The organism is Azospirillaceae bacterium, assembly GCA_028283825.1.
Classification (GTDB): Bacteria; Pseudomonadota; Alphaproteobacteria; order Azospirillales; family Azospirillaceae; genus Nitrospirillum.
Genome location: JAPWJW010000002.1, coordinates 705,240 through 718,583, shown reverse-complemented (window position 1 = coordinate 718,583; position 13,344 = coordinate 705,240). Strand labels below are relative to the sequence as shown.

At 63.5% G+C, this 13,344-nt stretch carries 13 protein-coding genes; 1 reads left to right on the top strand and 12 read right to left on the bottom strand.

Features of this window, described 5'->3' with window-relative positions:
* Positions 1 to 70: 70 nt before the first annotated feature.
* Both PW843_11730 and nifT read right to left on the bottom strand, forming a co-directional pair.
* On the bottom strand, positions 71 to 952 hold the full coding sequence (locus PW843_11730) for an SIR2 family protein (protein ID MDE1147270.1): 882 nt from the start codon (positions 950 to 952) through the stop codon (positions 71 to 73).
* A 1-nt stretch (position 953) separates the two neighbouring features.
* Positions 954 to 1,169 (bottom strand): putative nitrogen fixation protein NifT, encoded by a 216-nt coding sequence (gene nifT, locus PW843_11725; GenBank protein MDE1147269.1) that lies wholly within the window; start codon positions 1,167 to 1,169, stop codon positions 954 to 956.
* A 277-nt stretch (positions 1,170 to 1,446) separates the two neighbouring features.
* On the opposite strand from nifT, the gene PW843_11720 reads away from it, so the two are divergent.
* Positions 1,447 to 2,019, top strand: a complete 573-nt coding sequence (locus PW843_11720; protein MDE1147268.1) for a DUF2478 domain-containing protein — start codon at positions 1,447 to 1,449, stop codon at positions 2,017 to 2,019.
* A 125-nt stretch (positions 2,020 to 2,144) separates the two neighbouring features.
* On the opposite strand, the gene PW843_11715 is transcribed toward PW843_11720, so the two are convergent.
* The 10 genes from PW843_11715 to PW843_11670 all read right to left on the bottom strand — a co-directional run bounded on the left by PW843_11715 (position 2,145) and on the right by PW843_11670 (position 13,336).
* The gene (locus tag PW843_11715; GenBank protein ID MDE1147267.1) at positions 2,145 to 2,816 is read right to left on the bottom strand and encodes a glycine zipper domain-containing protein; all 672 of its coding nucleotides are present in this window, start codon (positions 2,814 to 2,816) and stop codon (positions 2,145 to 2,147) included.
* Between the two features lie 81 nt (positions 2,817 to 2,897).
* Positions 2,898 to 4,283 carry a serine/threonine-protein kinase gene (locus PW843_11710; protein ID MDE1147266.1) on the bottom strand — a complete coding sequence of 462 codons (1,386 nt, stop codon included), beginning with the start codon at positions 4,281 to 4,283 and terminating at the stop codon, positions 2,898 to 2,900.
* Positions 4,280 to 5,182 (bottom strand): protein phosphatase 2C domain-containing protein, encoded by a 903-nt coding sequence (locus PW843_11705; GenBank protein ID MDE1147265.1) that lies wholly within the window; start codon positions 5,180 to 5,182, stop codon positions 4,280 to 4,282. Before PW843_11705 ends, PW843_11710 begins: the two co-directional genes overlap by 4 nt.
* 14 nt (positions 5,183 to 5,196) lie before the next feature.
* Positions 5,197 to 6,876, bottom strand: a complete 1,680-nt coding sequence (locus PW843_11700; GenBank protein ID MDE1147264.1) for a trypsin-like peptidase domain-containing protein — start codon at positions 6,874 to 6,876, stop codon at positions 5,197 to 5,199.
* 611 nt (positions 6,877 to 7,487) lie between these two features.
* Entirely contained in the window at positions 7,488 to 7,697 is a 210-nt protein-coding gene (locus tag PW843_11695) for a TOBE domain-containing protein (protein MDE1147263.1), read from the bottom strand.
* A 69-nt stretch (positions 7,698 to 7,766) separates the two neighbouring features.
* On the bottom strand, positions 7,767 to 9,542 hold the full coding sequence (gene nifA, locus PW843_11690) for a nif-specific transcriptional activator NifA (protein MDE1147262.1): 1,776 nt from the start codon (positions 9,540 to 9,542) through the stop codon (positions 7,767 to 7,769).
* Positions 9,543 to 9,729: 187 nt separating this feature from the next.
* Positions 9,730 to 10,587 (bottom strand): ModD protein, encoded by an 858-nt coding sequence (modD, locus tag PW843_11685; GenBank protein MDE1147261.1) that lies wholly within the window; start codon positions 10,585 to 10,587, stop codon positions 9,730 to 9,732.
* A gap of 5 nt (positions 10,588 to 10,592) precedes the next feature.
* On the bottom strand, positions 10,593 to 10,916 hold the full coding sequence (locus PW843_11680) for a ferredoxin family protein (protein ID MDE1147260.1): 324 nt from the start codon (positions 10,914 to 10,916) through the stop codon (positions 10,593 to 10,595).
* On the bottom strand, positions 10,916 to 12,220 hold the full coding sequence (locus PW843_11675) for an FAD-dependent oxidoreductase (GenBank protein ID MDE1147259.1): 1,305 nt from the start codon (positions 12,218 to 12,220) through the stop codon (positions 10,916 to 10,918). Before PW843_11675 ends, PW843_11680 begins: the two co-directional genes overlap by 1 nt.
* Positions 12,221 to 12,232: 12 nt before the next feature.
* Positions 12,233 to 13,336, bottom strand: coding sequence for an electron transfer flavoprotein subunit alpha/FixB family protein (locus PW843_11670; GenBank protein MDE1147258.1), 1,104 nt, complete (start codon positions 13,334 to 13,336; stop codon positions 12,233 to 12,235).
* Positions 13,337 to 13,344 lie beyond the last annotated feature (8 nt).

The following is a 13,344-nucleotide window of genomic DNA, read 5'->3' as shown; positions in this document are numbered from 1 at the left end:
TCCTGCCCGCCCTGTCCGGTTACCGACAGCCGCCGCGCAATCCGGACAACGCGTTCCAAAGGCGACAGGGTCAGGCGGCGGCACACAGGATTTCGACCGCCCGGGCCAGGGGCACGGCGATGGGCGCCAGGCCTTGCACCGCGAAGAACTTGATCTCGTTGCGGGTCAGATCCGCCGGTTCCACCAGGACGTAATGGCGGTCGGATGAGCGCTTTGAGACCTGGCGGGCGTAGGTGCGCAGCAGCTGGTCGTGGAAGCGGCAGCCGATGAACAGGAAACCACGGCCGCGCCGACGCTCCTTCACGATGTCGGGAATGGGCGTCTGGATGTCGATCTCGGTCAGGACCTCGACATAGTCCGCGTCGGAGATCAGGAAATTGCGGACGGGATCGACGCTGCCGTGCGGCTTGTACAGCAGCGTCCGCCAGGATTCCGCCGCCTCTCGCGTCGTCTCCTGGCCCTGGGCGTCGTAGAAGCGATACCAGCGATCCTCGCCGATGCCGGCGCGGGTGATGCCCTGCACCTCCCCCCAGCTGGCGTCCGTCGCCGCCAGGGCCGTGCGCATGGCGCCGTCGTACCAGGTGTCGACGATCAGGGGCGGGGCCAGGGCCGCCAGATGATGGTGCAACGCCGTAGGCGCCACCGGCGTCCGGAACGCCTCCGCCATCAGGGCCGACACGGTGGAGCGGTGGCGGGTGCTTTCGATGTGCTGGGCCGCCGCCCAGGCGTTGCCCTTGGCGCGGCGGGGCAGCGCCACCTTGGCGGCGAAGAAATCCGCCAGCGCCTCATGCGTCACCGGCGCGCTGTCGCCACCGGATGGCCGGGCCGGCGCCGGCCCCAGATAAGGCAGCAGCGTGCCGTCGCGCAAGTCGCCGGCCAGGTCGGCCAGCAGGCGTTCCGCCTCGGCGGTGTCGGCAATCACGTCTTCGGGAGGGATGGCCAGGGCCGTCATGTCACTCCTCCTCCCCCCGCTTGCGGGCGTTGACGGTGATCGGCAGCTTGGTGTCGGCCGCCATGTCCGGCAGGTCCAGGATCCAGCCGTTGGCGATGCGGATCCAGCCGCCCCACAGGGCCTCGTGCTCCGTCTCCACCACCGGCTCTTCCAGGTCCTTCTTGGGCACATAGACGGAAAGGCCGCTTTCCGGCGAGCGGCGGATCATCACTTTCATCGGGACCGGTCCTTCCATCGACAGGGCGTGGCGCCCACGTCCATTTCAGCAAGGGCCGTGCCATGCCCGCCCATCCCGGAAACCGGCGCTTTTCCCGGCATTCGCCGGCATGGGCGGCGTCGGGAACCCGACAAGGCGTGTCGCATCCCCGACCGCGATGGACGGCTTTCGCCCGCGAAACGGCGCCGTCACGCCGCCAGGCAAATGGCATGCTGGATGCAGTTACCCTCTTGACCCGGCGCCCGCGTCGGGAAGACTACGTCGATAGGAGGTTCCCATGCCCGATAGCGTCGCCTTCACCGAAAACCTGCTGAACCTGGCCGCCGTGATCTATCAGCCCGAGGACGACGTGGACACCCTGCTGGCGTCCTTCGCCCAGGGCCTACGCGACCAGGGCCGGCACGTCGGCGGCATCGTGCAGCGCAACCGCCGGGGCGACTGCGGGCCGGTCAAGCTGATGGAGGTGGTGGATCTGCGCAGCGGCCACGTCATCCCCATCTGCCAGAATTTGGGCCCGGGGTCGGAAGCCTGCCGCCTGGACACCGGCGGCCTGGCGGAGGCGGCGCTGGCCGTCGCCCGGGCCGTCACCGACGGTGTGGAACTGGTGGTGGTCAACAAGTTCGGCAAGACGGAGGCCGAGGGCCGCGGCTTGCGCGGCGAGATGGCGGCCGCCATCGACGCCGGCCTGCCCCTGCTGACCGCCGTGCCCTGGCGTTTCTACAACGACTGGATGGCCTTCACCGGCGGCTACGGCACCACCCTGCTGTGCGACGCCGGGGTGGTGGCCGCCTGGTGGGAGGACTGGGCCCGCCGCGCGGACTTTCGCCGGCAGGCGGCCCAGGCGGCCTGAAAAGGATGGGGCCACTTCCAGGCGGTTTCACCTTCACATGTTCACATGAACCGCCACCCGGCCGGTCCCATCCCGGCCGGTCATTGGAGTGGAACACGACCCCGGGGGTCGTGTTCCTCCCAACATCAAGACTTCGTCTCATCGACCCAATTTCCATCCGGCCCCCGGCAGCTCTTGAGCGTACCCGAGACGGATTTCCCGCTTGAGTCGACGGTGACCTCCTTATGGATGACGCAAATCCTGTCCGAATTACTGTCGGCCACGACGTGCTCCGGCGCGATCGCGCCCTTGGTTCCCGAATTCGCAGTCCAGGTTATCTGATCATATTGGGGTTCAGGCGGCGGGGGCGGGGCGACTGGAGCCGGCTTCGGAGCGGCCGCGACGACGGCGGGCTTCTTCGTATCGCGCTTCGGCGTGCTGGGTGCCGCTGCGGCGGCTGCGGCCTTCTGGGCCGCCGCGGCATCGGCGGCGGCTTTCGCGGCTGCGGCATCGGCCGCTGCCTTCTGGGCCGCGGCCTCGGCCGCCGCGCGCTGAGATTCCTGGTACCTCAGCACCGCCGCGTCAAGCGCCTGTTTTTCCGCCTGCTGACGGCAGGCGTGATCGGCCTGGTTCCCGATGAGGCCACCGACGAGGCCACCGACCACGCCACCGACCAGGGCCCCCGTACCCGAATTTTTCGCCAGGAGCGCCCCCACCCCAGCGCCAACAGCCGCCCCACCGACCGCGCCGACAGCCGTCTGGTTGACGCTGCAGTTTCCCCCCCCTGCCCCGCCCTGGGACGCGCACCCCGCCAGCATCGTCGCGACAAGGAATAACGGCATGACTCCAGCGATTAGTCGGGGCGGACTTAAGGCCATATTCTTCATAACTATTCCTTCTCAATGAGGTTGGTTCAGGTTTCTATATTCATTCCCGCTACTATCCGGCCGAGGCTTGGCGACACCTTTTTCCAATGCGATCACCGCGATATCCCGATGAGGTGTATTCGCTTCAAAGCACTGATATGATTTTGCTGACTTCTTGTAACAAAGCGCCTCCTTCGGAAGGACGGCCTTGAGCTTTTCCTGCGCGTTTATGACGTCCTCATAACTTTGAACAACATCAAGAACACCGTATAGATTGGCCGTAACACCGTTCACAGCGATGGCGTTACCAGACAAAATGCTCGTTATATTACCCTTCAAATCCGCCATCTCTGGTGGAAATGGAAGATTCTTCAGGGTTTTATCCGAAGGAACCAGCATGAACCCCGCGATCGCCACACCCGCCGCCAGGACACACCCGGCAACAGCGCCAACCAGCCAGCCACGGGGTACGGCCTTGTCGCCCTGACGACGCGGTTGCGCCGGCGCGGGAGATTCGCCGCCATGCCGGTGAGGGGGCGCCGCCCCGGCCACGCGCCGGTCGTTGCCACCCGCCAGCAGGTCCCTCAGGATGAAGGCGCCATCGCGTGCGATGGCGGCGGCCCCCGCCGCATCCGCGAATTCACGGATCGTCGCGAACCGGTTGCTGGGATCCTTGGCCAGCGCCCTCAGCACTGCCCGTTCCATCGCCTTGGGCACACCGGGAACCAGCTTCCCCAGGGGCGGGGGGGCCGCCTCCAGATGCGCCTTCATCAGATCAAAGTCACTATCCCCCTCAAAAGGGGGACGCCCGGCCAGCAACTCGTGGCAAACGACCGCCAGGCTGTATTGGTCGCTTCTCTCATCCCCTTCATGCCCACGGCACTGCTCAGGCGACAGGTACAACGGTGTTCCCACCGCCTGCCCGCCCCTGGTCTGCCTTTGGCTGCCCTGGACGCGGGCGATCCCGAAATCCATGACTTTGAGCACGCCCTCTTCGGAAACCATCAGGTTCGAAGGCTTGATGTCGCGGTGGGTCAGCCCGCGCTGGTGCGCGTACCCCAAGCCAGCCGCGGCTTCGAGCAGGACGGCCAAGGTCTCAGGCAAAGAAAAAGGGGTGTGCCGAGCCAAAATCGATTCAAGCGTGGCTCCGGAAACAAACTCCATGATCATCATTTCAGATGATCCGTATTCATAGACGTCCAACAGGGTCGTTATATTGGTATGATTAAGGCCGGCAAGATTGCGGGCCTCGGACCGGAATCGTGACACCGAGTCCTGATCGCCACGAATCTCGGCCTTCAGCGCCTTGATCGCGACCTTCCGACCAAGCCTGCTGTCAACCGCGGCCCACACCTCGCCAAATGCCCCCTCGCCCAGCAAGTCCGTCAACTCATAGGGCCCAACCCGGTCGCCGATCATGTACCCGCCTCCTCCTCGATTACGGGGTGCGGAGCGGTCTTGGGCACCGGGCCGTTGCGAATCTCGGCCACGCCGATGACGATCACCGAGACATTGTCCGTCGTCCCGGCCTCGACCGCGCGCTCGACCAGGCGCCGACACGCCTCATTCGGCGGCAACGCTTCGATCGTGGAGAGTATCTCGTCCTCCTCGATCACGTCGTACAGCCCGTCGCTGCACAGGCACAGGCGGTCACCGGCGAACATGCCGCCGGGCATCTCCGTCACATCGGCGTCGACGCGATCCGACAGGCCGAGCGCCCGGGTGATGATGCTTCGGTCTGGGTGCTCGCGCGCCTCGGCGGCCGTCAGCAGGCCGTCGCGCTGCATCTGGCCGACCAGGGTATGATCGTCGGTCAACCGCTGAAGCACGCCGTCCCGCACCAGATAAGCCCGGCTGTCCCCGACATGCGCGATCGCGGCCCACCCGCCCAGCGCCAGTAGGGCGGTCAACGTCGTCCCCATGCCGTCCTTGGCGGCATCCGCCCCGGCCTCGGTAAAAATCAGGTGGTTCGCACGCTCGATCCCCTGAAGCAGCAATGCCTTCGGATCCGCCGACACGGCCCCGCCAACGGTCTCCGCGAACATCTCGCACGCCAGGCGGCTGGCGATTTCGCCGTGGGCATGGCCCCCCATGCCGTCGGCGACAATGGCCAGCAAACCCGAACCGGACGATGTGCCAACCCCGGGAATTTCCTTAAGCAGGACCGAGTCTTCATTTATCTCCCGCACCGGCCCCACGTCGGAAAAATAACCCGCGACGAATTGTAGTGGAACGTCAGATTTCCTCCATTCACTTGAGTGTCTTATTCGACCAATTGCTTTCGATGCGAACATAACAATGCCATTCCATAAATCCATATCGAATCTCATTATCATTTATTGAATAATTGGCGCGCATATTTAATTGGAACTGCGTACGTGACGCGCTCTCCATTATTAGAATCTGAATAAGTAAATATTCCAACAACCTCACCTTGGGAATTTAATACAGGACCGCCGCTATTCCCATGACCCGTCGCTAAAACCGTCAACTGATACACATCTCCAACTGTTCCAACCATCTCACCCTGGGTGACGGATTGGCCGGACAATCCCAGATTTGCGATCACACCATCCGTTATTGTCGGTTCATGTATATATGAATACTCTGTATGGGCAGCACCAGCTTCAGTATTTGTTGTTCTTATTTGTATTATCTTCTGCGATATTCCAGGATATCCAAGAACCACGATTTTCTGGCCAAGCTGGACATCATCCGCCCGCGCCAGAACCAGAGGCGAATAAGCCCCCGCTGTCTGGGAAATACGAATCATGGCCACGTCAGCGTCAGAGGCAAAATGTTCCAGCAACGCCACATGCTGTTGCTTCGATCCTGGGAACTGGATGAACAGTTCCTCATTTCGCCCCGAAAACTCCCGAATATCATTACCGACGACAATGGTCCTATTCGCCTCGAATAGTACTCCACCGTTTCCTGGGATCCAGCTTCTCAGCTGCTTGGTCGCAGGCGATTGATCTGGATGAAAGAATCTTTCCTCTTTAAGGTCTTTTATTATTTTCAGCAGCGTAACATTGGGCAGTACTATGTACCCCAATGGCGGAACATTATCGTAACGAATCATCCACCCCGCGGCGACGTGCTTATTTGTGATTATCTGCCCTTCAGGACTGATAACAAAACCGCTTCCGCTTCCTTCGAATCCAATAGGTTCATTAATTCCTTCATTGTCATCAGTCGTCAACCAAGGAACCACCCCCAAATCTTTTAAAGTGACATATAGTGGAACCTTGTTACCGTTACCAACCGGCAGGTACTTATGGAATACCGGCTTTCCGGTGACCTTATCAAACAGGCGCCATTTAACACCAACATATACCGTCGACTTACTATATTTTTCGGCAACCTGTTGCGTACTTAATTCAACCGGCACGTCATCCACGTGCTGAGTTACCTTCTCAACGTTTGATGCTGAGTTTATTTTGTAAAATATGAAACCAGATACTCCAACCAGCACAACCACGATGCCAGCAAAAATAATCTTAAAATTAATCCTCTTTGATCCGTAATTATAGTTCGCTCTGCTTCCTATATTTACTTTTGCATAAACAGAATCGGCAACCTGTGCTGGTTTTTGCTCGGGTGTCGTATCAATTATAGTGGTCTTTTTTGCCGATACATTCACCGTTTTCAGGGCCTTCGTCCTGGCCACGTATCCTTCAGGGCGTGGGTTCACATCAAATATTATATTTGTCTGCGGCCCGAGGGCTATTTCGTCCCCTATTTCGAGAAGCGTAGGCCCCGTGATCTTTTGTCCGTTGACGAAGGTGCCATGCGTGCTTCCCTCGTCAGACAGCCGGAACTCCCCCGCCGCATCATCAATCGAAATTTTTGCATGCTGACGGCTGACGGAAGCATCCGCGTCGGCGTCGAACGCAACCGTGTTCCCGGGCCCACGCCCGAGAGATATCTGAGCCTTGGCAACCAAAGGGATGGTTTCCACCTGCCCCTTCCGCGCACCGGAGAGGATACGGATCACAACCTGAGCAGACATCACACACCCTCGCCCACTTGATCAACCAAAGGGAGTATAATTAAAGATGGAATTTATCATCCCGTCAAGGTTGAGTTATATATTACAGGTATATTTCATTTGTCTGATCATATACCAAAGATTACATTATTGGTTGCAATATTGTTAAATATCGGTCGAAATGGCCTGTCCCCACGGGACCGTGCCCCCCGCCATCCGGCAAGAAGAATGCGCAATATGGGGAGAAATTATCCGGACGGATGAACATTTTTCGCGCCTTGATTGCAAGGTGCACGTGCCGCCGGGCTGCCCCTGGCGGGCGCCCCAGACACTTAGGGATGGGTTGCTGCCCCTGCCCCGATCGGCAGTTTGAAACCGAGGCCGCAGGTTATCGCGCGCGCCGTATCCACATCATGGAAACGGCCGCCCCGTTGGCGACGGCCACATTGCCCCACCCGGATTCCCCCCTCGGCGAAACCCGGTGAAAGGGCCGCGACGCTTTATTTTGCCGCGGCCCATTGGGGCAGATTGCGAAAGGTGGAATCACCTTTGAAGCGTGAAGCTGCGCGCGGGCAGACCCGCACCAGAGCCCTTGCCCGACGACATCGGCGGACACCCGTGCCCCAGCCCCATCACTCCTTGCCGATCACCACGTCGGATGACTTGATGATGGCGGAGACGGCGTCGCCCACCTTGAGGTCCAGGTCGTCGACCGCCTCATTGGTGATCGATGAGGTGATGATGCGACCGCTGGCGATCTCGATCTTCACATGGGCGGTGGTCACCCCCTTGGTGACGGCCACGACCTTGCCGGCGATGACGTTGCGCGCGCTCAGCTTCATTCCTGTCTCGTCCTACAGTCAGCGGTCCTGGCGGACCACAAGGCACCCGCTCCTGGTCTTGGCGGGAATTCAGAATCTCTTCACCGGTATATTGTGCTTGATCAGGGCGTAGCCAACCTGGCGCGGTGTCAGGTTCAGCAGCCGCGCCGCCTTGGCCTGCACCCAGCCCGCCGTCTCCATCGCCTGGATCAGGCGTTCGCGTTCGGACAAGCCGTCCCCTTGCGCCACCGCGCAGGTTCCCGCCTGCGGACAGGGAAGGGCCCGGTCGTCGCCCTCCTCCTCCTCGGTGGCCGGCGCCGGTTGCCGGGGTGGGGACAGCGGCGCCAGCGGCGTGGGCGCCGTGGGCCGCGACATGATCTTGAACGCGCTGCCCGGCCCGATGGCGCCCTTCCACAGGGTGGCGGACAGGCACTCGTCATGCCGGCAGGCGAAGTCGTCGGCGATGATGCCGGATTCGCGCGACAGGGTGGCGGTGCGGCGCACGCAGTTTTCCAGTTCCCGCACGTTGCCGGGGAAGTAACAGCTTTCCAGCACGGCATAGGCCGACGCGGTCAGGCTTTTGCGGGTGCCGTGTTCGGTGTTGAAGCGCTTCAGGAATTCACAGGCCAGCAGGGTGATGTCCTCCCGCCGGTCGCGCACCGCCGGCAGGAAGATGGAAACCACGTTGATGCGGTAATAAAGGTCGGCGCGGAACTCCCCCCGCGCCACGGCATCCTCCAGGTTCCTGTTGGTGGCGGCCACCAGGCGCACGTCCACCTTCAGGGTGCGCGAGCCGCCCACCCGCTCAAACTCCCCCTCCTGCAAGACACGCAGCAGCTTGGCCTGGAAGGCGGGTGAAATCTCCCCGATCTCATCCAGGAACAGGGTGCCGCCGTGCGCCAGTTCGAACCGGCCCTTGCGCTGGGCCAGCGCCCCGGTGAACGCCCCCTTCTCATGCCCGAACAGCTCGGACTCCAGCATGCTTTCGGGCAAGGCGGCACAGTTCAGCTTGACGAAGGGGCCGTTGCTGCGTGGCGACAGATCGTGCGTCGCCCGCGCGAACAGTTCCTTGCCGGTGCCGGATTCCCCGCGCAGCAGCACGGTGGAATGGCTGCGTGCCACGATCTTGATCTTATCGATCACCGAGCGGATGGCCGGGCTGTTGCCGACGATGCCTTGGGGCCGGACCTCGCGTTCCGGGCGCGCCGTTGCCGACAGTTCCTTTTCCAGGCGGCGCTGCGTGCTCATCAGCCGGTCGCGGTCGCGGCCGATCAAATCGTGCAGGCGCACGGTCTGGCCCACCAGGTTGGCGATCATCACCAGGAAACGCACATCCTCATCCAGGCGGAAGGTCGCCTGCCCGTCCCAGGTGCGGTCCAGGGTCAGGGTGCCGATCACCCGGTCCCGTTCCTTGATGGGCACGCCGACGAAAGAGACACGGGCGTCCCCGCCCCATTCTGCCGCCGACCAGTCGACGAACAGGGGGTGGTCGGCCACGTTCTCCACCACCACCGGCATCTGGGTGGTGACGATCTGGCCGATGGCGCGTTCGGGCAACCGGTCGAAATGGCTTTTGGCATTCTTCTCCGTCCAGCCCAGGCCCACCACCACCTGGGGGGAGCCGTCGTCGCCCAGCAGGGCGATGATGCCGTGGTGCATTTCCAGGAAACTGGACAGCAGCGCCAGGACATTGGACAGCGTCGTTTCCAGGCGGGTGGGCACCGCCAGGATCTTGGATATCTCATAAACCCCGTGCAGGGCGATTTCCGCACGGGAGGAGAATTCGCCAGGCCGCGACCGATGGACCGCCTGCGGGGGCGGACCAGGCGTCACGGACGCGTGAGAGGCGGAACCAGTCATAGGCATCGCACGAATCCTTTCGTGTCTCGAGGCCTACCGATGCGGCGGCGCGGCCCCCGCCAACTGCCAGTCCAGTCAAGTACCTGCAGGCAAGCTTCGCAGGCGCAACACGAGACCGCAAGTGAATTCGCAACATAAAATTCAACCAAATACTATGTTCGTTCACCGAACTACTGTTGCGAATCCTTCTGATTCACAAGGGCGTTATATTTACCTGTATATCACGCGGCCTGGCGAAGAATGGCGAAGACGTGACCAAGGTATCGGCGCCCGCCTTCGCATATGCGGCAGCGTTCTGGGCGTTGACGCCGCCGGCCGCGGCGATGACCGGCCGGCCGTCGGGACGGCGGTCCACCCGGGCCACCAGCCGCGCCACCGCGTCAGGCGAAAACTTCTCCAGCTGGATGACATCCGCATGGGCGGCGACGGCGGCCAGGGCGTCGGCCTCGCTGGTCACCTCCACCATCACCGCGCGCTCCGGCACCGATCGTTTCAGCCGGGCGATGGCGGCCCCCAGATCGTCTGGCGGGTCGAGGAAGGCGCGGTGTTCGGGGAACAGCAGGATGGTGTCGGACAGGCCCAGGCGGTGGATACCGCCACCGCCCGCCAGCACCGCCTTCACGGCCAGCTGGCGGGTGTAGGGCACCGACTTGCGGGTGCACAGCACGGCGATGTCAGGATTGACGGCCCGTGCCGCATCGACGATGGCGCGGGTGTCGCTGGCCAGGCCCGAGGCCCATTCCATCAGGGTCTGCGCCACCTTCCAGCCGGCGTGCAGGGCGGCGGCACTGCCGGTGGCCTCCAGCAAGGGCGCCCCGGGCTCATAACGGCCGCCGGCGGGCATGGCCAGGGTGACGGCAGCACCCAGGCGTCCCAGCAGGCGTGCCGCCTCCTCCACCCCGGACAGGACCAGGGCGTCGCGGGCCCGGAAACGCATGGTGCCCGGCCGTCCACCAATCCCCAGGGCCCGGGTGGTCAGGTCGCCGAAGCGCAGATCCTCTTCCAGCAGGCGTTCGATGGCCTCTTCCGCCAGCGGCAGGAAGTCATCCATCCCCATCAGCCGAACTTGAACAGCACGCCGAAGCCGCCCCGGGGGTAGTTCCATTCCACCTCCCCCGTCTTGGCGGTCAGCACGCGGCAGGTGCCGCATTCCACGCAGCCGTCCACCACCGCCTCCACCTGCCCCTTGTCGTTCTGGCTGTAGCAGCCGGCGGGGCACAGGTGGGTCAAGGCCAGCAGCGCCTTGGACGGCGTGGTGTGGGCCTTGATCTTGATGTGCGGCCGCCCGGCATCCACCAGGTAGCGGTTCTGGAACAGGCGTTCCTCCACCTTCACCGGGGGAACGCCGGGGGTGCCGCCCCCCACTTCAGTCGTGTTCATCATCGCCATGACCTCGCCAGCTTGAAGGCGTCGCCGATCAGGCCGGGCAGGCTCCGGCCGTTGCGGAACGCTTGGAAGATTTGTTTTTCCTTGGCCCGCTTATCGACGCCGTCCACCCGGAACCATGTCTGGGCGGCGGCGGTCAGCAGCCGGGGATATGTCCCGAAGATCTGCTTGTTGCGGTGCAGGAAATCGGGGATGCGCCGGTATTTCCTCAAATCCTTCATGACGAAGGTCGCCTCCAGCCGGCGCTGGTATTCGGCCAAATTGGCCTCGCTCGCCACCTCACGCCGCCGCTTCAGCCACACCACCGTCTCACCGGCGATGCGGCCGGTGGTCATGGCGAGGTTGGAGCCTTCACGGTGCACGGCGTTGACGAACTGGCCGGCGTCGCCCACCACAATCCAGCCGTCGCCGAACAGCTGCGGCATGGCGTTGTAGCCGCCTTCGGGGATCAGATGGGCCGCGTACTCCTTGCATTCCGACCCCTCCAGCAGGGGGCGGACGCTGGGGTGGCGCTTGAACGCCTCCAGCAGGCCATAGGGCGTGCGCCCGCTTTCCGCGAAGTCCGACACGATGCAGCCGATGCCGATCGAAATGGATTCCTGGTTGGTGTAGATGAAGCCGGTGCCGGTCATGCCGTCGGTGATGGTGCCCATGGCCTCGATCACCACGCCCTCGTTACCCGTCAGGTTGAAGCGGCTTTCGATCACCTCACGCGGCAGGAAGTGCATCTCCTTCACCGCCAGGGCTACCGTGTCCGGCTTCAGCTCGGGCCGCAGGCCGGAGCGCTGGCCCACCAGGCCGTTGACGCCTTCGCCCAGGATGACGATGTCGGCGAAGGCGGTGCCACCCTCGCGGTCGGTGCGCACGCCGATCACCCGGCCCTGCGGGTCGCGCAGCAGTTCCGTCACCGTCGTCTCGCACAGCAGGACGACGCCGGCCTCGCGCACCTTGCCGCTGAACCATTTGTCGAACTGGGCGCGGATGATGGTGTAGCGGTTGGGGTTTTCCTCATTGAAGTCGTCGGAGCGGTAATGCATGCCGACGTAGGAGGTGTCGTCCATGGTCCACAGCCGCTGTTCGATCACATGGCGTTCCAGCGGCGCATCCTCGCGGAAATCGGGGATGATCTTTTCCAGGGCGTCGGCGTAGAGGATGGCGCCCTGCACGTTCTTGGACCCGGGATATTCCCCGCGCTCCAATTGCAGGACCTTCAGCCCCTGCTTCGCCATGGTATAGGCGGCGGCGTTGCCGGACGGGCCGGCCCCCACCACGATGGCGTCGAACTTGTCCTTGATCATCGGGGGCCTCCTTCAGCCGGCAAGGCGGTTCACCGACAGGTGCGCCTGGAAGGCCCGCGTCAGGGCGGGCAACAGTTCGATGGCGTCCGCCACCACGCCCAGATGGGCGAATTCGAAGATGGGGGCGTTGGGGTCGGTATTGATGGCGACGATGGTGTCCGCCCCCTCCACCCCCACACGGTGCTGGATGGCGCCGGAGATGCCGGCGGCGATGTACAGCTTGGGCCGGATGGTCTTGCCGGTCTGGCCGATCTGGCGGTCCGCCGTGATCCAGCCCTTCTGCACCAGAGGGCGCGACCCGCCGTAGTCGCCGCCCAGCACCTCCGCCAGCGCCCGCACCAGTTGGAAATTCTCCGCCGAGCGCAGGCCCAGGCCACCGGCGACCACGATGTCGGCGTAGGCCAGCTGCGCCTTGTCGCTTTCACGGTCGGCGATGAAGCGCAGCACCTTGGTGACCACGTCCTCCTCCGCCAGGGCCAGCGGCTGTTCCACGATGCGGCCCCAGCGCCCCGGCTCACGCGGGGGCAGCGACATCACACGGGGCCGCACGGTCGCCATCTGGGGCCGGTAGTTCAGGGTCAGGATGGTGCACAGCAAGGACCCGCCGAAGGTCGGCCGGGTGGCGGCCAGCGAGCCTTCGTCATCAATCGCCAATTCCGTGCAATCAGCCGTCAGGCCGGTCTGCAGGGTGGTGGCGACCGACCCCGCCAGGTCGCGGCCCAGATTGGTGGCGCCCAGCAGCAGGATTTCCGGCTTGTGGGTGTTCACCAGGTCGGTCAGGGCCCGGGTGTAGGTCTCATTGCGGTAATGGGCCAGGATAGGGTCGGTCACGGTGTAGACCAGATCGGCGCCATGCTCGAACGCCGCCGCCGCCGTGGTGGCCGCCGTCAGTTCATCCCCGGCCAGCACCACGCCCGCCAGCTCCACCCCGCGCTTGTCGGCCAGCTTGCGCCCCTCCCCCAGCAGTTCCAGGGACACCGGGTGGACGATGCCGTGTTCGCATTCGACCGCGACCCAGACGTGCTTGTAGGCCTTGAAATGTTCGGGCAGCTCCCGCCGGGTGCCGGCCCGGCCGGCGGCGGGCCGAGGGGCGTTGGTGTTGGGTGCGTCGGTCATCGTTTGAT